This window comes from Intestinirhabdus alba (genome assembly GCF_009711095.1).
In the GTDB taxonomy this organism is placed as follows: domain Bacteria; phylum Pseudomonadota; class Gammaproteobacteria; order Enterobacterales; family Enterobacteriaceae; genus Intestinirhabdus; species Intestinirhabdus alba.
The window spans coordinates 1-20,350 of record NZ_WMJZ01000039.1; the positions used below are offsets into that span (position 1 = coordinate 1).

Sequence of the window (20,350 nt, forward strand, 5' to 3'; positions counted from 1 at the left end):
CTGATCCACCCGATCGCGATGGACGACGGTCTGCGTTTCGCCATCCGTGAAGGCGGCCGTACCGTTGGCGCGGGCGTTGTTGCTAAAGTTCTCGGCTAATCGCTGATAATATTTGACGCAATGCGCGATAAAAGGGCATCATTTGATGCCCTTTTTGCACGCTTTCAAATCAGAACCTGGCTCATCAGTGATTTTCTTTGTCATAATCATTGCTGAGACAGGCTCTGCAGAGGGCGTATAGTCTGAAGCGCTCTCTGGCGTTTCGACACAAGATCACCAGGGTTGCCTCGCATTCGCGGGGTAAAAATATTTGTAGAATTCTTCTTACAGGTTGGTTTATGAGTGCGAATACCGAAGCTCAAGGGAGCGGGCGCGGCCTGGAAGCGATAAAGTGGGTCGTGGTTGTTGCATTGCTGCTCGTGGCGATTGTTGGTAACTACCTTTATCGTGACATGATGCTGCCGCTGCGTGCGCTGGCCGTAGTAATTCTGATTGCTGCAGCGGGCGGTGTCGCGCTGTTGACGACGAAAGGTAAAGCAACCGTTGCTTTTGCCCGTGAAGCGAGAACCGAAGTCCGTAAGGTCATTTGGCCAACTCGCCAGGAAACGTTGCACACCACGCTGATCGTGGCTGCGGTGACTGCAGTAATGTCACTGATCCTGTGGGGACTGGATGGTATTCTGGTCCAACTGGTATCCCTTATCACTGGCCTGAGGTTCTGAGATGTCTGAAGCTCCTAAAAAGCGCTGGTACGTCGTTCAGGCGTTTTCCGGTTTTGAAGGCCGCGTAGCGACGTCGCTGCGCGAGCATATCAAATTACACAATATGGAAGAGTTATTTGGCGAAGTCATGGTGCCGACTGAAGAAGTAGTCGAAATCCGCGGCGGCCAGCGTCGCAAGAGCGAGCGCAAATTCTTCCCGGGCTATGTGCTGGTCCAGATGGTGATGAACGACGCCAGCTGGCACCTGGTGCGCAGCGTGCCGCGTGTGATGGGCTTCATCGGCGGCACTTCCGATCGTCCGGCACCAATCAGCGACAAAGAAGTTGATGCGATTATGAACCGCCTGCAGCAGGTAGGTGATAAGCCGCGTCCGAAAACGCTGTTTGAGCCGGGTGAAATGGTTCGCGTTAACGATGGTCCGTTCGCCGATTTCAACGGCGTGGTGGAAGAGGTCGACTATGAGAAGTCCCGTCTGAAGGTTTCTGTTTCGATCTTCGGCCGCGCGACCCCCGTCGAGCTTGACTTTGCTCAGGTAGAAAAGGCCTGACGTTCCGATCAAAAAGACGGCGATGTTATCGTTGCATAAGGCGTGAGATTGGACTACAATTTCGCGCCTTTTGTTTTTATGGGCCAGGCCCGTAAAACGATATTTATCACGGGGAGCCGTTACTTACACACAATCATTCAGGTTGCATCATGGCGGCAACTAAGCGAAAACCAGGAGCTTACATAAGTAAGTAACTGGTTTGAGAGAAGGCAGCCAACGCAGAGGCGGTCTGAAGGATGAAGTGTAAAGGCGCTATAACCCAATTTGAGGATTTTAGAATGGCTAAGAAAGTACAAGCCTACGTCAAGCTGCAGGTTGCGGCTGGTATGGCAAACCCGAGTCCGCCGGTAGGTCCGGCTCTGGGTCAACAGGGCGTAAACATCATGGAATTCTGCAAAGCGTTCAACGCTAAGACAGATTCCATGGAAAAAGGTCTGCCGATCCCGGTTGTTATCACCGTTTACGCTGACCGTTCTTTCACTTTCGTAACCAAGACTCCGCCGGCTGCCGTTCTGCTGAAGAAAGCTGCGGGCATCAAGTCTGGTTCCGGTAAGCCGAACAAAGACAAAGTAGGTAAAATTTCCCGCGCTCAGCTGCAGGAAATCGCGCAGACCAAAGCTGCCGACATGACCGGTGCCGATATTGAAGCGATGACTCGCTCCATTGAAGGTACTGCACGTTCCATGGGCCTGGTAGTGGAGGATTAAGAAATGGCTAAACTGACCAAGCGCATGCGCGTGATCCGTGAGAAAGTTGATGCGACTAAACAGTACGACATCAACGAAGCTATTGCTCTGCTGAAAGAGCTGGCCACCGCTAAATTTACCGAGAGCGTAGACGTTGCCGTTAACCTCGGCATTGACGCGCGTAAATCTGACCAGAACGTTCGTGGCGCAACTGTCCTGCCGCACGGTACTGGCCGGTCCGTTCGCGTAGCCGTATTTACCCAGGGTGCAAACGCTGAAGCTGCGAAAGCTGCTGGTGCTGAGCTGGTAGGTATGGAAGATCTGGCTGAACAGATCAAAAAAGGCGAAATGAACTTTGACGTGGTGATTGCTTCTCCGGATGCAATGCGCGTTGTTGGCCAGCTGGGCCAGGTTCTGGGGCCGCGTGGCCTGATGCCGAACCCGAAAGTAGGTACCGTAACGCCGAACGTTGCAGAAGCGGTTAAAAACGCTAAAGCAGGTCAGGTTCGTTACCGTAACGACAAAAACGGCATCATCCACACCACCATCGGTAAAGTGGACTTTGACGCTGACAAACTGAAGGAAAACCTAGAAGCTCTGCTGGTTGCGCTGAAAAAAGCGAAGCCGTCTCAGGCAAAAGGCGTGTACATCAAGAAAGTTAGCATCTCCACTACCATGGGTGCCGGCGTTGCCGTCGACCAGGCTGGTCTGAGCGCTTCCGCTAACTAAGATTAGCTTTACGTGGGCGGTGGTTTTGTCTACAATTCTACCCCCACGATTCTGCGAATAGCAGATGTCTATTTGAGATATTCAGGTTGTGGCAGGGCGGCAACTGAGTGAATCGTCAGTAGCACAGAGCGCTATCTGACTGATGTGAGCAGCAAATCTGTCAGGGACAGATTTGAACGTCGCCAAGCGGCGGCCCGTAAGGGCGAGCCTCATGGGTTAAGACGAGTAACTCAGAAGCTAAGGCCACCGCGGGCTGAGTAGTGAAGAATAGAATGAATTATCCGGTTGGAGCCTGGCCTATTCCAGGCCTCCGTCCAAGACCGCAGGTGTCTCGTCAGAGACTTAATCCCCTGCGTAGACGGTGACAGAACCTGAAGACTCTTTTTAAGTACTCTTTGGCTTGTTTCTGCTCACCGTATTAAGACGCTCTTCTCGTTGAGTTGAGTGAAGTGAGTTCCGGAACTTATCTTCCGGCAAACATCCAGGAGCAAAGCTAATGGCTTTAAATCTTCAAGACAAACAAGCGATTGTTGCTGAAGTCAGCGAAGTAGCCAAAGGCGCGCTGTCTGCAGTAGTTGCGGATTCCCGTGGCGTAACTGTAGATAAAATGACTGAACTGCGTAAAGCAGGTCGTGAAGCTGGCGTTTACATGCGTGTTGTTCGTAACACCCTGCTGCGCCGTGCTGTTGAAGGCTCTCCGTTCGAGTGCCTGAAAGACACGTTTGTTGGTCCGACCCTGATTGCATACTCTATGGAACACCCGGGCGCTGCCGCTCGTCTGTTCAAAGAGTTCGCGAAAGCGAATGCAAAATTTGAGGTCAAAGCCGCTGCCTTTGAAGGTGAGCTGATCCCGGCGTCGCAGATCGACCGCCTGGCAACTCTGCCGACCTACGAAGAAGCAATTGCACGCCTGATGGCAACCATGAAAGAAGCTTCGGCTGGCAAACTGGTTCGTACTCTGGCTGCTGTACGCGATGCGAAAGAAGCTGCGTAACCGCGGTTATCTTTATTAAGCATTGGCTTACGCATAAACTTATTCTGATATTCAGGAACAATTTAAATGTCTATCACTAAAGATCAAATCATTGAAGCAGTTGCCGCTATGTCCGTTATGGACGTTGTAGAACTGATTTCTGCAATGGAAGAAAAATTCGGTGTTTCCGCTGCTGCTGCTGTAGCCGTTGCTGGCGCAGGCGCTGCTGCTGAAGCTGCTGAAGAGAAAACTGAATTCGACGTTATTCTGAAAGCCGCTGGCGCGAACAAAGTTGCTGTTATCAAAGCAGTACGCGGCGCGACTGGCCTGGGTCTGAAAGAAGCGAAAGACCTGGTAGAATCTGCTCCGGCCGCTCTGAAAGAAGGCGTGAGCAAAGATGACGCTGAAGCTCTGAAAAAATCTCTGGAAGAAGCTGGCGCTGAAGTTGAAGTTAAATAAGCCGACCCTTCCGGTTGCAGCCTGAGAGATCGGGCTGATGGCTGGTGACTTTTTAGTCACCAGCCTTTTTGCGCTGTAAGGTATCAGTAGCGTTTCACACTGTTTGGCTACTGCCTGCCTTTCAATGCTTGTTTCTATCGACGACTTAATATACTGCGACAGAATGCCCGTTCTGTGTAAATCGCAATGAAATGGTTTAAGCGTGATAGCAACAGGCATTGCGGAAAGTATTCGATTTTCCGGTCAACAAAATAGTGTTGCACAAACTGTCCCTGTGCAGGACAGATGGGTCGACTTGTCAGCGAGCTGAGGAACCCTATGGTTTACTCCTATACCGAGAAAAAACGTATTCGTAAGGATTTTGGTAAACGTCCACAAGTTCTGGATGTCCCTTATCTCCTTTCTATCCAGCTTGACTCGTTTCAGAAGTTTATCGAGCAAGATCCTGAAGGGCAGTATGGTCTGGAAGCCGCCTTCCGTTCCGTGTTCCCGATTCAGAGCTACAGCGGTAATTCCGAGCTGCAATACGTCAGCTACCGCCTTGGCGAACCGGTGTTTGACGTTCAGGAATGTCAGATCCGTGGCGTGACCTATTCCGCACCGCTGCGCGTAAAACTGCGTCTGGTGATCTACGAGCGCGAAGCGCCGGAAGGCACCGTCAAAGATATTAAAGAACAAGAAGTCTACATGGGCGAGATTCCGCTCATGACCGACAACGGTACCTTTGTTATCAACGGTACTGAGCGCGTTATCGTTTCTCAGCTGCATCGTAGCCCGGGCGTCTTCTTTGACTCCGACAAAGGCAAGACCCACTCTTCGGGTAAAGTGCTGTATAACGCGCGCATCATCCCTTACCGTGGTTCCTGGCTGGACTTCGAATTCGATCCGAAGGACAACCTGTTCGTGCGTATCGACCGTCGCCGTAAGCTGCCTGCGACCATCATCCTGCGCGCGCTGAACTACACCACTGAGCAGATCCTTGATCTGTTCTTTGAGAAAGTTGTTTTCGAAATTCGCGACAACAAGCTGCAGATGGAGCTGGTGCCGGAACGCCTGCGCGGCGAGACCGCCTCCTTTGACATTGAAGCCAATGGCAAAACCTACGTCGAAAAGGGCCGCCGCATCACCGCGCGCCACATTCGCCAGCTGGAAAAAGACGATATCAAGCATATCGAAGTTCCGGTTGAGTATATTGCCGGCAAAGTGGCGTCTAAAGACTACGTTGACGAATCTACCGGTGAGCTGATCTGCCCGGCGAACATGGAGCTGAGCCTCGATCTGCTGGCGAAGCTGAGCCAGTCCGGTCATAAGCGCATTGAGACGCTGTTTACCAACGATCTGGATCACGGCCCGTACATCTCCGAAACGGTGCGTATTGACCCGACCAGCGATCGCCTGAGCGCGCTGGTGGAAATCTACCGCATGATGCGCCCCGGGGAACCGCCGACTCGTGAAGCGGCTGAAAGCCTGTTTGAGAATCTGTTCTTCTCCGAAGATCGCTACGATCTGTCCGCGGTTGGCCGGATGAAGTTCAACCGTTCTCTGCTGCGCGACGAAATCGAAGGTTCCGGTATCCTGAGCAAAGACGACATCATCGACGTGATGAAGAAGCTCATCGATATCCGTAACGGTAAAGGCGAAGTGGATGATATCGACCACCTCGGCAACCGTCGTATCCGTTCCGTCGGCGAAATGGCGGAAAACCAGTTCCGCGTTGGCCTGGTGCGCGTAGAGCGTGCGGTGAAAGAGCGCCTGTCTCTGGGCGATCTGGACACCCTGATGCCGCAGGATATGATCAACGCCAAGCCGATCTCCGCCGCGGTGAAAGAGTTCTTTGGCTCCAGCCAGCTGTCTCAGTTTATGGACCAGAACAACCCGCTCTCCGAGATTACGCACAAGCGTCGTATTTCCGCGCTTGGCCCGGGCGGTCTGACCCGCGAACGCGCAGGCTTTGAGGTTCGAGACGTACACCCGACCCACTATGGTCGCGTATGCCCGATCGAAACCCCAGAAGGCCCGAACATCGGTCTGATCAACTCCCTGTCGGTGTATGCGCAGACCAACGAATATGGCTTCCTTGAGACGCCGTACCGTCGCGTCGTCGACGGCGTGGTAACTGACGAAATCCATTACCTGTCCGCCATTGAAGAAGGCAACTTCGTCATCGCCCAGGCGAACTCCAACCTGGACGACGAAGGCCACTTCGTTGAGGATCTGGTGACCTGCCGTAGCAAAGGCGAATCGAGCCTGTTCAGCCGCGATCAGGTTGACTACATGGACGTTTCCACCCAGCAGGTGGTTTCCGTTGGTGCGTCCCTGATCCCGTTCCTGGAACACGATGACGCCAACCGCGCCCTGATGGGTGCGAACATGCAGCGTCAGGCCGTTCCAACCCTGCGCGCTGACAAGCCGCTGGTCGGTACGGGTATGGAGCGCGCGGTTGCCGTTGACTCCGGCGTAACCGCCGTAGCCAAACGCGGCGGCATCGTGCAGTACGTCGATGCCTCCCGTATCGTTATCAAAGTTAACGAAGATGAGATGTATCCGGGCGAAGCGGGTATCGACATCTACAACCTGACCAAATACACCCGCTCTAACCAGAACACCTGCATCAACCAGATGCCGTGCGTTTCCCTGGGCGAGCCGGTTGAGCGCGGCGACGTGCTGGCAGACGGCCCGTCCACCGACCTCGGCGAGCTGGCGCTGGGCCAGAACATGCGCGTGGCGTTCATGCCGTGGAACGGCTACAACTTCGAAGACTCCATCCTCGTTTCCGAGCGCGTGGTTCAGGAAGATCGTTTCACCACCATCCACATCCAGGAGCTGGCGTGCGTCTCCCGCGACACCAAGCTGGGGCCGGAAGAGATCACCGCCGACATCCCGAACGTGGGTGAAGCGGCGCTCTCCAAGCTGGATGAATCCGGTATCGTTTACATCGGTGCGGAAGTGACCGGCGGCGACATACTGGTCGGTAAGGTGACGCCGAAGGGCGAAACCCAGCTGACTCCGGAAGAGAAGCTGCTGCGCGCCATCTTCGGTGAGAAAGCGTCTGACGTGAAAGACTCCTCTCTGCGCGTGCCGAACGGCGTCTCCGGTACGGTTATCGACGTTCAGGTCTTCACCCGCGATGGCGTGGAAAAAGACAAGCGTGCGCTGGAAATCGAAGAGATGCAGCTCAAGCAGGCGAAGAAAGACCTGTCTGAAGAACTGCAGATCCTCGAAGCCGGTCTGTTCAGCCGTATTCACGCCGTGCTGGTAGCCGGCGGTGTCGAAGCTGAGAAGCTCGACAAACTGCCTCGCGATCGCTGGCTGGAACTCGGCCTGACCGACGAAGAGAAACAAAATCAGCTGGAACAGCTGGCTGAGCAGTACGACGAACTGAAACACGAGTTCGAGAAAAAACTCGAAGCGAAGCGCCGTAAAATCACCCAGGGCGACGATCTGGCACCGGGCGTGCTGAAGATCGTGAAGGTCTATCTGGCCGTTAAACGCCGTATCCAGCCTGGTGACAAAATGGCGGGTCGTCACGGTAACAAGGGTGTTATCTCCAAGATCAACCCGATCGAAGATATGCCTTACGATGAAAACGGCACGCCGGTCGACATCGTACTGAACCCGCTGGGCGTACCGTCTCGTATGAACATCGGCCAGATTCTGGAAACTCACCTGGGCATGGCTGCGAAGGGCATTGGCGACAAGATCAACGCCATGCTGAAGCAGCAGCAGGAAGTCGCCAAACTGCGCGAGTTCATTCAGCGGGCTTACGATCTGGGGGCCGACATTCGCCAGAAAGTTGACCTGAGCACCTTCAGCGATGAAGAAGTGCTGCGTCTGGCGGAAAACCTGCGTAAAGGTATGCCGATCGCCACGCCGGTATTCGACGGTGCGAAAGAGGCGGAAATTAAAGAGCTGCTGCAGCTGGGCGATCTGCCGACCTCCGGTCAGATCACCTTGTTCGACGGCCGCACCGGTGAACAGTTCGAGCGTCCGGTAACCGTAGGTTACATGTACATGCTGAAACTGAACCACCTGGTCGACGACAAGATGCACGCGCGTTCTACCGGCTCTTACAGCCTGGTTACCCAGCAGCCGCTGGGTGGTAAGGCGCAGTTCGGTGGTCAGCGCTTCGGGGAGATGGAAGTGTGGGCGCTGGAAGCTTACGGTGCCGCCTACACCCTGCAGGAGATGCTCACCGTTAAGTCTGATGACGTGAACGGCCGTACCAAGATGTATAAGAACATCGTGGACGGCAACCATCAGATGGAACCGGGCATGCCGGAATCCTTCAACGTACTGTTGAAAGAGATTCGTTCGCTGGGTATCAACATCGAACTGGAAGACGAGTAATTCTCGCTCAAACAGGTCGCCGCTGTCGGGTTAACGCCCGGCAGCGGAGTGTGCTAACTCCGACGGGAGCAAATCCGTGAAAGACTTATTAAAGTTTCTGAAAGCGCAAACTAAAACCGAAGAGTTTGATGCGATCAAAATTGCTCTGGCTTCGCCAGACATGATCCGTTCATGGTCTTTCGGTGAAGTTAAGAAGCCGGAAACCATCAATTACCGTACGTTCAAACCTGAGCGTGACGGCCTTTTCTGCGCCCGTATCTTTGGGCCGGTAAAAGACTATGAGTGCCTGTGCGGTAAGTACAAGCGCCTGAAGCACCGCGGCGTGATCTGCGAGAAGTGCGGCGTTGAAGTGACCCAGACCAAAGTGCGTCGTGAGCGCATGGGTCACATCGAGCTGGCCTCTCCGACCGCCCATATCTGGTTCCTGAAATCACTGCCGTCCCGTATCGGCCTGCTGCTTGATATGCCGCTGCGCGACATCGAGCGCGTGCTCTACTTTGAATCCTATGTGGTTATCGAAGGCGGCATGACCAACCTGGAGCGCCAGCAGATCCTGACCGAAGAGCAGTATCTGGACGCGCTGGAAGAGTTCGGCGATGAATTCGACGCCAAAATGGGTGCCGAAGCGATCCAGGCCCTGCTGAAGAGCATGGATCTGGAGCAGGAGTGCGAAACCCTGCGCGAAGAGCTGAACGAAACCAACTCTGAAACCAAGCGTAAAAAGCTGACCAAGCGCATTAAGCTGCTGGAAGCGTTCGTTCAGTCCGGCAACAAGCCGGAGTGGATGATTCTGACCGTGCTGCCGGTGCTGCCGCCGGACCTGCGTCCGCTGGTGCCGCTGGACGGCGGTCGTTTTGCGACTTCTGACCTGAACGATCTCTATCGTCGCGTCATTAACCGTAACAACCGTCTGAAGCGTCTGCTGGATCTGGCCGCGCCGGACATCATCGTACGCAACGAAAAACGTATGCTGCAGGAAGCGGTAGACGCCCTGCTGGATAACGGCCGTCGCGGTCGTGCGATCACCGGTTCCAACAAGCGTCCGCTGAAATCGCTGGCCGACATGATCAAAGGTAAGCAGGGTCGTTTCCGTCAGAACCTGCTCGGTAAGCGCGTTGACTACTCCGGTCGTTCGGTTATCACCGTAGGTCCATACCTGCGTCTGCATCAGTGCGGTCTGCCGAAGAAAATGGCGCTGGAGCTGTTCAAACCGTTCATCTACGGCAAGCTGGAGCTGCGTGGCCTCGCCACCACCATCAAAGCCGCCAAGAAGATGGTTGAGCGCGAAGAAGCCGTGGTCTGGGATATCCTGGACGAAGTTATCCGCGAACACCCGGTGCTGCTGAACCGTGCGCCGACCCTGCACCGTCTGGGTATCCAGGCGTTTGAACCGGTGCTGATTGAAGGTAAAGCTATCCAGCTGCATCCGCTGGTGTGTGCGGCCTATAACGCCGACTTCGACGGTGACCAGATGGCCGTGCACGTACCGCTGACGCTGGAAGCCCAGCTGGAAGCGCGCGCGCTGATGATGTCGACCAACAACATCCTCTCCCCGGCGAACGGCGAACCGATCATCGTTCCGTCTCAGGACGTGGTGCTGGGTCTGTACTACATGACCCGCGACAGCGTTAACGCCAAAGGCGAAGGCATGGTGCTGACCGGTCCGAAAGAGGCCGAGCGTATTTATCGCGCTGGCCTGGCCTCTCTGCATGCGCGCGTAAAAGTGCGTATCACTGAATACGAAAAAGACGCTAACGGCGAGTTCGTGGCGCACACCAGCCTGAAAGATACGACCGTAGGTCGCGCTATTCTGTGGATGATCGTACCGAAAGGTCTGCCTTTCTCCATCGTCAACCAGGCGCTGGGTAAGAAAGCGATCTCTAAGATGCTGAACACCTGCTACCGTATTCTGGGCCTGAAGCCGACCGTTATTTTCGCTGACCAGACGATGTACACCGGCTTTGCTTACGCAGCGCGTTCCGGTGCATCCGTTGGTATCGATGACATGGTCATCCCGGAGAAAAAATACGAGATCATCTCTGAAGCCGAAGCCGAAGTGGCAGAGATTCAGGAGCAGTTCCAGTCCGGTCTGGTGACGGCGGGCGAACGCTATAACAAGGTTATCGATATCTGGGCCGCGGCGAACGATCGCGTCTCCAAAGCGATGATGGATAACCTGCAGACCGAAACCGTCATTAACCGTGACGGTCAGGAAGAGCAGCAGGTTTCCTTCAACAGCATTTACATGATGGCCGACTCCGGTGCGCGTGGTTCTGCGGCACAGATTCGTCAGCTGGCGGGGATGCGTGGTCTGATGGCGAAGCCGGATGGCTCCATCATCGAAACGCCGATCACCGCGAACTTCCGTGAAGGTCTGAACGTACTCCAGTACTTCATCTCCACCCACGGTGCGCGTAAAGGTCTGGCGGATACCGCGCTGAAAACCGCGAACTCCGGTTACCTGACCCGTCGTCTGGTCGACGTGGCGCAGGATTTGGTGGTAACCGAAGACGACTGCGGCACCCACGAAGGCATCCTGATGACCCCGGTTATCGAGGGTGGCGACGTGAAAGAGCCGCTGCGCGATCGCGTACTGGGCCGTGTGACCGCGGAAGATGTTCTGAAGCCGGGCACCGCGGATATTCTGGTTCCGCGCAACACGCTGCTGCACGAGCAGTGGTGTGACCTGCTGGAAGAGAACTCCGTTGACGCCGTTAAAGTGCGTTCCGTTGTATCCTGCGACACCGACTTTGGCGTCTGCGCGCACTGCTACGGCCGTGACCTGGCGCGTGGCCACCTGATCAACAAAGGTGAAGCGATCGGCGTTATCGCAGCGCAGTCCATCGGTGAACCCGGTACTCAGCTGACCATGCGTACCTTCCACATCGGTGGTGCGGCTTCGCGTGCGGCGGCTGAATCCAGCATCCAGGTGAAAAACAAAGGTAGCATCCGTCTGAGCAATGCGAAGTCGGTTGTGAACTCCAGCGGTAAACTGGTGATCACCTCGCGTAACACTGAACTGAAGCTGATCGACGAATTCGGTCGTACCAAAGAGAGCTATAAAGTGCCTTACGGCTCTGTTATGGCGAAAGGTGATGGCGAGCAGGTTGCCGGCGGCGAAACCGTGGCCAACTGGGATCCGCACACCATGCCGGTTATCACCGAAGTGAGTGGTTTCGTTCGCTTCACCGACATGATCGACGGCCAGACCATTACACGTCAGACCGACGAGCTGACCGGTCTGTCTTCGCTGGTGGTTCTGGATTCCGCAGAGCGTACCACCGGGGGCAAAGATCTGCGTCCGGCGCTGAAAATCGTTGATGCCAACGGCGATGACGTTCTGATCCCTGGCACAGATATGCCTGCCCAGTACTTCCTGCCGGGCAAAGCGATCGTGCAGCTGGAAGATGGCGTGCAGATCAGCTCTGGTGACACCCTGGCGCGTGTGCCGCAGGAATCCGGCGGTACTAAGGACATCACCGGTGGTCTGCCGCGCGTTGCCGATCTGTTCGAGGCGCGTCGTCCGAAAGAGCCGGCAATCCTGGCGGAAATCAGCGGCATCATCTCCTTTGGTAAAGAGACCAAAGGGAAACGTCGCCTGGTTATCACCCCGGTAGACGGTAGCGATCCGTACGAAGAGATGATTCCGAAATGGCGTCAGCTCAACGTGTTCGAAGGTGAACGTGTGGAACGCGGCGATGTGGTTTCCGACGGTCCGGAAGCGCCGCACGACATTCTGCGTCTGCGTGGCGTTCACGCGGTAACTCGTTACATCGTGAATGAAGTGCAGGACGTATATCGTCTGCAGGGCGTTAAGATTAACGATAAGCACATTGAAGTTATCGTTCGTCAGATGCTGCGTAAAGCCACCATCGCCAGCGCGGGCAGCTCCGAGTTCCTCGAAGGCGAGCAGGTGGAATACTCCCGCGTCAAGATCGCTAACCGCGAGCTGGAAGCGAACGGCAAAGTGGGCGCAACCTTTACCCGCGATCTGCTGGGTATCACCAAAGCGTCTCTGGCCACCGAATCCTTCATCTCTGCGGCATCGTTCCAGGAAACGACCCGCGTTCTGACCGAAGCTGCCGTCGCGGGTAAACGCGACGAACTGCGCGGTCTGAAAGAGAACGTGATCGTAGGTCGTCTGATCCCGGCCGGTACGGGCTATGCGTACCACCAGGATCGGATGCGCCGTCGCGCGGCGGGCGAGCTTCCGGCTGCCCCGCAGGTAACGGCTGAAGACGCTTCGGCCAGCCTGACGGAGCTGCTGAACGCCGGTCTGGGCGGTTCCGACAACGAGTAATCGTTGCGAGCCGGGCGGCGCAGGCCTGCGCTGCCGATGACAACAAAAAACCCGCTCCGGCGGGTTTTTTTATCTCTGCCGATCGGCCATCACGTTACCGGCGGCAGCCGTCGATACAGCTCAATCATATCGCCCGCCAGATCCTGAATAACGATAGCGTTCATCAGATGATCCTGGGCATGAACCGTAATCAAATTTACCGGCAGCCTGCCGCTTCCCTCATCCATGCCTATCAGCGCTGTCTGGACGCCGTGGGCCAGCCTGACGAACTCTCGCGATTCGGTCATCGCCTCTTCGGCTTCCTGAAACTGGCCCTGGCGCGCCAGCTGCAGCGCCGTCAGGGCCGCGCTGCGGGCCGCGCCGGCGTTGACCAGCAGCTCCATAATGGTGGTTTCTAACTCTTCCATTCTTCACTCCGGTAAGGGCGGGTAAAGCCAGCGGTATGGCCTTACCCATTATAGTTCCCGCGATTATACCCCTGACCGAACGACGCGGACCGCATTAACTTACGGCGGTCTGCAAGACGACGGGGCGGGGTTCAGGTCGGCTGCGGCGCGCGTCCGAGGAAGCTGTCCCAGTCCTTCCATACCGGCTGTAGCCCCCGGGCCGCCAGCGCGGCGGCCACCTCCCCGGGGCGACGGTTGTCATGGGGAGCGAACTGCTCCAGCTCCGGGCGATGGGCCGCGTAGCCGCCAGGCTGAGTTTTTGAGAAGGCGCTGACGTTGTTAATCGCCAGCGGAATAACCCGATCGCGGAACCACGGCGACTCGCGGGTGGAGAGGGATAGCTCCACCTCCGGTGCCAGCAGGCGAAATGCGCAGATGGCCTGCACCAGCTGGTGCTCGTCCATGGCAGATGCCGGCGCAATGCCGCCGGCGCAGGGGCGAAGGCGCGGGAAGGAGATAGAGTAGCGGCTCTGCCAGTAATGCTGCCGCAGCCAGAGCAGGTGTTCGGCCATCATGTAGCAGTCCACCCGCCAGCTGTCGGAAAGACCGATCAGCGCGCCGAGGCCGATCCTGTCGATCCCGGCGCGGCCCAGGCGATCCGGGGTTTCCAGCCGCCAGAAGAAATCCTGCTTCTTGCCCTTCAGGTGATGCTGCGCATACTGCGCCTCGTGCCAGGTCTCCTGATAGACCATTACGCCGTCCAGCCCAAGGGCTTTCAGCCCGGCGTATTCCGCCTCCGCCAGCGGCTGCACCTCCATCTGCAGCGAAGAGAACTGGCGGCGAATGGCGGGCAGATGGCGGCGAAAATAGTCCATGCCCACCTTGCCCTGATGTTCACCGGTGACCAGCAGCAGATGCGCAAAGCCCAACCGGCGGATCGCCGCGCACTCCCGGGCGATCTCCGCCTCGTCGAGGATCTTACGCTTAATGCGGTTGCTCATGGAAAAGCCGCAGTAGGAGCAGTCGTTGGCGCACAGATTGGAGAGATACAGCGGAACGTAAAAGTTTACCGTATTGCCAAAGCGCTGGCGCGTCAGCCGCTGCGCCCGCTGTGCCAGCGGCTCCAGATATCCGCTCGCCGCAGGCGAGAGCAGGGCCATCATCTCCTCGCGGCCCGGCCGCGCGGCGTTCAGCGCCCGCTCAACGTCGGCGGCGGTTTTGCCGTTAATGCGCAGGCGGATGTCGTCCCAGTCCAGCTGCCGCCAGCGGTCGGTGAAGACCTTCATGGCTGCGCCTCCAGGAAGCCGGTGAGCGGGCTGGTGGCCTGCGCCTCAGCGTGGCGTACGCCGGGCACCGCCTGGCGCGCCAGCAGGCCCGCCTCAACCGCCAGGCGAAAGGCGCGCGCCATCAGCACCGGATCGTCGGCCACGGCAATTGCCGTGTTGACCAGCACCGCGTCGGCCCCCATCTCCAGCGCCCGTGCCGCATGGCTGGGGACGCCGATACCGGCGTCAATCACCACCGGCACGTTGGCCTGCTGGATGATGATCTCCAGCATGGCGCGGGTCTCCAGCCCCTGATTCGAGCCAATGGGCGCGCCGAGCGGCATCACCGCCGCGCAGCCGACCTCCTCCAGCCGTTTGCACAGCACCGGATCGGCACCGCAGTAGGGCAGCACCACAAAACCCTCTTTGACCAGCGCGTCGGCGGCCTTCAGCGTTTCAATCGGGTCCGGCAGCAGCCAGCGGGCGTCAGGGTGGATCTCCAGCTTCAGCCAGTTTGTTCCGAGCGCCTCGCGGGCCAGCCGGGCGGCGAAAATCGCCTCTTCCGCCGTTTTAGCTCCGGAGGTGTTGGGCAGCAGCGTCACGCCGGCTTCAGTCAGCGGTGCCAGAATAGCGTCGTTGTGCTGACGCAGATCCACGCGCTTCATCGCCAGGGTGACCAGTTGGCTGCCGGAGGCGCGAATCGCCTCTATCATCAGCGATGCGGAGGCAAATTTTCCGGTGCCGGTGAACAGATGTGACTCAAAGGTTTTATCGGCAATGCGTAACATATCAACCCCCTGCGATAGCCTGAAAAAGCAGAATTTGATCGCCTTCGCGAACCTGCTGAAGCGCCCACCGCTCCTGCGGCAGGATCTGTTGATTGAGCGCCAGCGCCGTGCCGGGCTTTAGCTGATTAAGTTCGTTCAACAGATCGCTGACGGTAAGCCCATCGGCGATCTGCAGCGGCTCGTCGTTAAAGAGAATGCGCATGTTGCCCTCCGCATACCGGGCAGCCGCTGGCCCGCCGTAGCGCCAGCGTGCGCCACTGGCTGGTTTTACCGTCAAAGAGCCGCAGCTCGCTGGCGGTGGCACCCGCGCCGCTTAACAGCTTAATGGCCTCCAGTGCCTGCAGCGTGCCCATTAAACCGACCACCGGTCCGACCACGCCCGCCGTACGGCAGTTGCGCTCCGGCTCCGCCTCGTCCGGCCACAGGCAGCGGTAGCAGCCCTGTTCCCAGGGCGGCAGCAGCACCATCAGCTGACCGCCGAAGCCGACGGCGCTGGCGGTAATCAGCGGAACGTTAAGGGCCACGCAGGCGGCGTTGATTTGCTGGCGGGTTGCCATATTGTCGGTGCAGTCGAGCACTACGTCGGCCTGGGCAACGGCGTGCCTGAGCGCCTCGCCGGTCAGGCGCTGCTGACGCGCCATCAGCGTGATATCCGGGTTCAGGCGCGCCAGCCGACGTTCGGCGCTCCGGGCCTTCGGGTGGGCAATGTCGTCGGTGGTAAACAGGATCTGCCGCTGCAAATTACTCAGATGCACCTCGTCGTCGTCCGCCAGCACCAGCGTGCCGACGCCCGCCCCGGCCAGGTACAGCGCGGCGGGAGAACCCAGCCCCCCCAGCCCGATAATCAGCGCGCGGCTGGCCAGCAGCTTTTGTTGACCGTCAACGGCGATATCCTCAAGCAGCATCTGGCGGCTGTAGCGCATAAAGTCACGATCGTTCATCGCCCGCTCCCGCAATTTCCAGCAGCTGCGCCGTGGCGGCGCGCCAGTCGGTGGCGGCGGTGATGGCGCTCACCACTGCAATACTGCCGACGCCGGTGGCCAGCACCGCCGGGGCGCGCTCAAGGCTGATGCCGCCGATGGCGACGGTGGGGTAATCGGCCAGCCGCCCGATATGCCGTGCCAGCTGTGACAACCCCTGCGGGGCCGAGGGCATCTGCTTGGTCCGGGTCGGAAAAACGTGGCCCAGCGCGATATAGGAAGGGCGTGCCGCCAGCGCCACGTCAATTTCCATATCGTCATGGGTTGAGACGCCGAGGCGCAGCCCGGCCGCGCGAATGGCGCTCAGGTCGGTGGTTTCCAGATCCTCCTGGCCGAGGTGCACGCCGTACGCGCCGTGCTTAATCGCCAGCCGCCAGTAGTCGTTGATAAACAGCCGGGCGCGATAGCGTTCTCCCAGCTGAATCGCCGTCAGCACGTCCGCTTCTACCTCTTCATCACGCTTGTCTTTGATCCGCAGCTGAATCGTGCGGACGCCCGCCTCCAGCAGGCGTGCGATCCACTGGACGCTGTCGACCACCGGGTAAACCCCCAGGCGGTGGGGAACGGGGGGGAAATCGGGCTGATACATCAGGCTTTCTCCTGCTTGTGTGAATCGGTATCGGGTTGAGAAAACGCCGTTTGCCGGGCGTCGGCTACATAAATTTCCCCGCCTCTGGCGCGGAAGGTCTGCGACATATCCGCCATGCCCACCTCGATGGCCTGCGCCGCCGCGTAATCGCGCACCTCCTGGCTGATTTTCATGGAGCAGAATTTTGGCCCGCACATCGAACAGAAATGGGCCACCTTGCCGGACTCCTGGGGCAGGGTTTCATCGTGGTACGCCCGGGCGGTGAACGGATCGAGGGCCAGGTTAAACTGATCTTCCCAACGGAATTCGAAGCGCGCCTTCGACATGGCGTTATCGCGGATCTGCGCGCCGGGATGGCCTTTCGCCAGGTCGGCGGCGTGGGCGGCGATTTTGTAGGTAATCAGCCCCTGGCGGACGTCCTCTTTGTTGGGCAGGCCGAGGTGCTCTTTTGGCGTCACGTAGCAGAGCATGGCGCAGCCGAACCAGCCGATCATCGCCGCGCCGATGCCGGAGGTGAAGTGATCGTAGCCTGGCGCAATGTCGGTGGTCAGCGGCCCCAGGGTGTAGAAGGGTGCCTCGTGGCAGTGCTCCAGCTCCTCGGTCATGTTGCGGCGGATCATCTGCATCGGCACGTGGCCGGGACCTTCGATCATCACCTGCACGTCGTACTCCCAGGCGATTCGGGTCAGCTCGCCGAGGGTGTGCAGCTCGGCAAATTGCGCTTCGTCGTTGGCGTCCTGAATGGAGCCGGGGCGCAGGCCGTCGCCCAGCGACAGGGCGACATCGTAGGCGGCGCAGATTTCACAGATTTCACGGAAGTGCGTATAGAGGAAGTTCTCCCGGTGGTGGGAGAGGCACCATTTCGCCATAATCGAGCCGCCGCGCGAGACGATACCGGTCAGCCTTTTTGCGGTCATCGGCACATAGCGCAGCAGCACGCCCGCATGGATGGTGAAGTAGTCCACCCCCTGTTCCGCCTGCTCCAGCAGCGTATCGCGGAAGGCTTCCCAGGTGAGATTTTCGGCGATCCCGTGAACCTTCTCCAGCGCCTGGTAGATCGGCACGGTGCCGATGGGCACCGGGCTGTTGCGCAGGATCCACTCGCGGGTCTCATGGATATAGCGGCCGGTGGAGAGATCCATCACCGTATCCGCCCCCCAGCGCGTCGCCCGGACCAGTTTTTCCACCTCTTCTTCAATGGAGGAGGTGACCGCCGAGTTGCCGATATTGGCGTTGACCTTCACCAGGAAGTTGCGGCCGATAATCATCGGCTCCGACTCCGGGTGGTTTATGTTGGCCGGAATGATGGCGCGCCCGGCGGCCACCTCATCGCGTACAAACTCCGGCGTAATGTTCTGCGGCAGGCTTGCGCCAAAACCGACGCCCGGGTGCTGCTGGCGCAGCGTCTCGCTGCGAATGCGCTCGCGGCCCATATTTTCGCGAAGGGCGATAAACTCCATTTCAGGGGTTACGATCCCCTGGCGCGCGTAGTGTAGCTGAGTTACCCGGCGACCGGGTTTTGCGCGCCTGGGCGTCAGCGTCCCGGTAAAGCGCAGCGCCTCAAAGCCGTCGTCCGCCAGGCGCTCGCGGCTCCAGGCCGAGCTGCGGTCAGTTAAGGTTTCGCTGTCGTTGCGCGCCGCGATCCACGGCTGGCGCAGCTTCGCCAGCCCCTGCTGAACGTCAATGGCGATATCAGGGTCGCCGTAGGGGCCGGAGGTATCGTATACCGGGATCGCCTCGTTCTCTTCAAACTGCGGATTTTCTCTCGTGCCGCCGACGAGCGTCGGGCTGAGCTGAATTTCACGCATCGGAACGCGGATCTCTGGACGCGATCCGGTGATATAGATGCGCTGAGAGTTGGGAAAGGCGATGCCTTCCAGGGTATCGATAAAGCGTTGGGCCTGTGCGCGCTGTTCGCGGCGGGTTAGTTTCATGGCAGACATAGCTCGTTCCGAAAAAATTAAGGACGTGGCTTGTCAGACGACGGAGGGAGTAACGGTGCTCTCTCCGGAGACGGAGAGACGCTAACGGCAATGTACTCTTGTTCCCTTCGCAGGTATTAGCCTGATCAGGTTCCGCGGATCCCGAATTAACGGTCTCAGCCGGTGCTGGCGCACGCGGCACTCCGACAAGATGTCGCCTCCCTTCGGGAGGCAGTGCGGATAAACTACGCGCTAACGCGCCAGAACTCAAGACGGACGAATGCTTTCTGCATCGTCGCCGGCGGCCGGCTTTAAACGATTCTCGAAGGCCATGAGAATCAGCGCGTCCTCAAGGCTGAAGCGCGCCGCCAGCGCTTCGCCGATAGCGGAAAGCGCCTGCTGGAAGACCGGATAGCTGTCGCTGTCGATAGCGTTCTCCAGGCTGGAATCGTAATAGTCCATGATCTGCCGGGTGTTATCCGCCAGCTCAGGGCAGAGACGCCGGGCGGTTAAAAGGGGACTTTCTCCTTCCATTTCGCCAATAATTTGTTCATAAATACTGAAGTGCCCGGCGGAAAGATAGTCAACCAGGCGCTGACAGAAGTCGTCCAGCGCCTTTTCATTCAGCCGCATGTACGACCCTTTGCCGGGCTTAATGCCCGTCAGATTGTAGTAAGCCACGAGCAATTGCTTACGTTCAACCAGCCAGCGATCGACCAGTGTGTGACTTCCGCCGACGCGCTTCGTCAGGTTTTCCAGCCGGTTTAGCATGAGAGACTCCGTCAGTGAGTTTGAGTACCGCTCGTTCGAAATGTAAATTTAATGTTATCAACATGCCAGTGAAGCAAAGGTAGTGCAAGCGCTATGGATCGTATTATTGAAAAAACAGAGCACGGCTGGTGGATCGTCAGTCATCAACAAAAATTATGGTTACCGCAGGGAGAAGTGCCATACGGCAGCGCGGCAAAGTTCGATCTTGTGGGGCAGTCCGCACTTCTGTTGGGCGAATGGCAGGGCGATCCGGTATGGCTGGTGCAGCAGCCGCGTCGCCACGATATGGCGTCGGTGCGCCAGCTTATCGACAGGGAGCCAGGGCTGTTTCAGCTGGCGGGGCGGGGCGTTCAGCTGGGGGAGTTTTACCGTTCACATAAATACTGCGGCTACTGCGGCCACCCCATGCAGCCGAGTCAAACCGAATGGGCCATGCTCTGCAGCCACTGCCGCGAGCGCTACTACCCGCAGATTGCCCCGTGCGTTATTGTCGCTATTCGCCGGGATGACGCCCTGCTGTTGGCCCGCCACGTACGTCATCGCAACGGCGTTCATACCGTGCTTGCCGGGTTTGTGGAGGTGGGGGAAACCCTTGAGCAGGCGGTGGCGCGCGAGGTCATGGAGGAGAGCGGCATTACGATAAAAAATCTGCGCTACGTCGCCTCCCAGCCCTGGCCGTTCCCGCAGTCGCTGATGACCGCGTTTATGGCGGAGTATGACAGCGGCGACATTGCTATCGATCCCCAGGAGCTGCTGTCGGCGGGGTGGTTTCGCTATGACGACCTGCCGCTGCTGCCGCCGCCGGGCACCGTGGCCCGCCGCCTGATTGAAGATACAGTGGCTATCTGTCGGGCTGAATATGAATAGCAGGGTGCCTGCGGGCTAC

General features: G+C 58.1%; 18 protein-coding genes and 1 riboswitch. Of the genes, 10 read left to right on the forward strand and 8 right to left on the reverse strand.

The genetic code is table 11. The features are described 5' to 3' along the window. The 9 genes from GJV78_RS19695 to rpoC all read left to right on the forward strand — a co-directional run. Positions 1–99 (forward strand): EF-Tu C-terminal domain-related protein (locus tag GJV78_RS19695; RefSeq protein ID WP_072082104.1); only part of this gene is annotated, 99 nt, incomplete at its 5' end. A 239-nt stretch (positions 100–338) separates the two neighbouring features. Further along, positions 339–722 carry a preprotein translocase subunit SecE gene (gene secE / locus GJV78_RS19700; protein WP_155109912.1) on the forward strand — a complete coding sequence of 128 codons (384 nt, stop codon included), beginning with the start codon at positions 339–341 and terminating at the stop codon, positions 720–722. 1 nt (position 723) lies between these two features. After that, entirely contained in the window at positions 724–1,269 is a 546-nt protein-coding gene (gene nusG, locus GJV78_RS19705) for a transcription termination/antitermination protein NusG (protein ID WP_003862341.1), read from the forward strand. A 278-nt stretch (positions 1,270–1,547) separates the two neighbouring features. Further along, positions 1,548–1,976 (forward strand): 50S ribosomal protein L11, encoded by a 429-nt coding sequence (gene rplK, locus GJV78_RS19710; RefSeq protein WP_006688357.1) that lies wholly within the window; start codon positions 1,548–1,550, stop codon positions 1,974–1,976. A 3-nt stretch (positions 1,977–1,979) separates the two neighbouring features. Then, on the forward strand, positions 1,980–2,684 hold the full coding sequence (rplA, locus tag GJV78_RS19715; RefSeq protein WP_155109913.1) for a 50S ribosomal protein L1: 705 nt from the start codon (positions 1,980–1,982) through the stop codon (positions 2,682–2,684). A 496-nt stretch (positions 2,685–3,180) separates the two neighbouring features. Next, positions 3,181–3,678 (forward strand): 50S ribosomal protein L10, encoded by a 498-nt coding sequence (rplJ, locus tag GJV78_RS19720; protein ID WP_042293041.1) that lies wholly within the window; start codon positions 3,181–3,183, stop codon positions 3,676–3,678. Between the two features lie 66 nt (positions 3,679–3,744). Then, complete coding sequence (rplL, locus tag GJV78_RS19725; RefSeq protein ID WP_155109914.1) at positions 3,745–4,116, forward strand: 50S ribosomal protein L7/L12; 372 nt, start codon at positions 3,745–3,747, stop codon at positions 4,114–4,116. Positions 4,117–4,434: 318 nt separating this feature from the next. Beyond that, positions 4,435–8,463, forward strand: a complete 4,029-nt coding sequence (gene rpoB / locus GJV78_RS19730; protein ID WP_155109915.1) for a DNA-directed RNA polymerase subunit beta — start codon at positions 4,435–4,437, stop codon at positions 8,461–8,463. Positions 8,464–8,539: 76 nt separating this feature from the next. After that, positions 8,540–12,763: a DNA-directed RNA polymerase subunit beta' gene (rpoC, locus tag GJV78_RS19735; RefSeq protein ID WP_167519668.1), complete on the forward strand. Its 4,224-nt coding sequence runs from the start codon at positions 8,540–8,542 to the stop codon at positions 12,761–12,763. A gap of 89 nt (positions 12,764–12,852) precedes the next feature. Here the strand turns inward: rpoC and GJV78_RS19740 are convergent, their stop codons facing one another. The 8 genes from GJV78_RS19740 to rsd all read right to left on the reverse strand — a co-directional run bounded on the left by GJV78_RS19740 (position 12,853) and on the right by rsd (position 19,464). Further along, positions 12,853–13,170, reverse strand: coding sequence for a PTS lactose/cellobiose transporter subunit IIA (locus GJV78_RS19740; RefSeq protein ID WP_155109916.1), 318 nt, complete (start codon positions 13,168–13,170; stop codon positions 12,853–12,855). A gap of 131 nt (positions 13,171–13,301) precedes the next feature. Further along, positions 13,302–14,435, reverse strand: a complete 1,134-nt coding sequence (gene thiH / locus GJV78_RS19745) for a 2-iminoacetate synthase ThiH (RefSeq protein WP_155109917.1) — start codon at positions 14,433–14,435, stop codon at positions 13,302–13,304. Beyond that, positions 14,432–15,202, reverse strand: a complete 771-nt coding sequence (gene thiG / locus GJV78_RS19750; protein ID WP_155109918.1) for a thiazole synthase — start codon at positions 15,200–15,202, stop codon at positions 14,432–14,434. The genes thiH and thiG overlap by 4 nt, the downstream gene beginning before the upstream one ends. Position 15,203: 1 nt before the next feature. Then, the gene (gene thiS / locus GJV78_RS19755; RefSeq protein WP_155109919.1) at positions 15,204–15,404 is read right to left on the reverse strand and encodes a sulfur carrier protein ThiS; all 201 of its coding nucleotides are present in this window, start codon (positions 15,402–15,404) and stop codon (positions 15,204–15,206) included. Further along, entirely contained in the window at positions 15,388–16,143 is a 756-nt protein-coding gene (locus tag GJV78_RS19760; RefSeq protein WP_155109920.1) for a HesA/MoeB/ThiF family protein, read from the reverse strand. The genes thiS and GJV78_RS19760 overlap by 17 nt, the downstream gene beginning before the upstream one ends. Beyond that, the gene (gene thiE, locus GJV78_RS19765) at positions 16,130–16,771 is read right to left on the reverse strand and encodes a thiamine phosphate synthase (RefSeq protein WP_155109921.1); all 642 of its coding nucleotides are present in this window, start codon (positions 16,769–16,771) and stop codon (positions 16,130–16,132) included. Before thiE ends, GJV78_RS19760 begins: the two co-directional genes overlap by 14 nt. Then, positions 16,771–18,714, reverse strand: coding sequence for a phosphomethylpyrimidine synthase ThiC (gene thiC, locus GJV78_RS19770; protein WP_230979191.1), 1,944 nt, complete (start codon positions 18,712–18,714; stop codon positions 16,771–16,773). Before thiC ends, thiE begins: the two co-directional genes overlap by 1 nt. Before the next feature lie 85 nt (positions 18,715–18,799). Beyond that, positions 18,800–18,909, reverse strand: a riboswitch (TPP riboswitch). 51 nt (positions 18,910–18,960) lie between these two features. Then, the gene (rsd, locus tag GJV78_RS19775) at positions 18,961–19,464 is read right to left on the reverse strand and encodes a sigma D regulator (protein WP_155109922.1); all 504 of its coding nucleotides are present in this window, start codon (positions 19,462–19,464) and stop codon (positions 18,961–18,963) included. A gap of 93 nt (positions 19,465–19,557) precedes the next feature. Between rsd and nudC the strand changes: the two genes are divergently transcribed. After that, positions 19,558–20,331 carry an NAD(+) diphosphatase gene (gene nudC, locus GJV78_RS19780; protein ID WP_155109923.1) on the forward strand — a complete coding sequence of 258 codons (774 nt, stop codon included), beginning with the start codon at positions 19,558–19,560 and terminating at the stop codon, positions 20,329–20,331. Positions 20,332–20,350 lie beyond the last annotated feature (19 nt).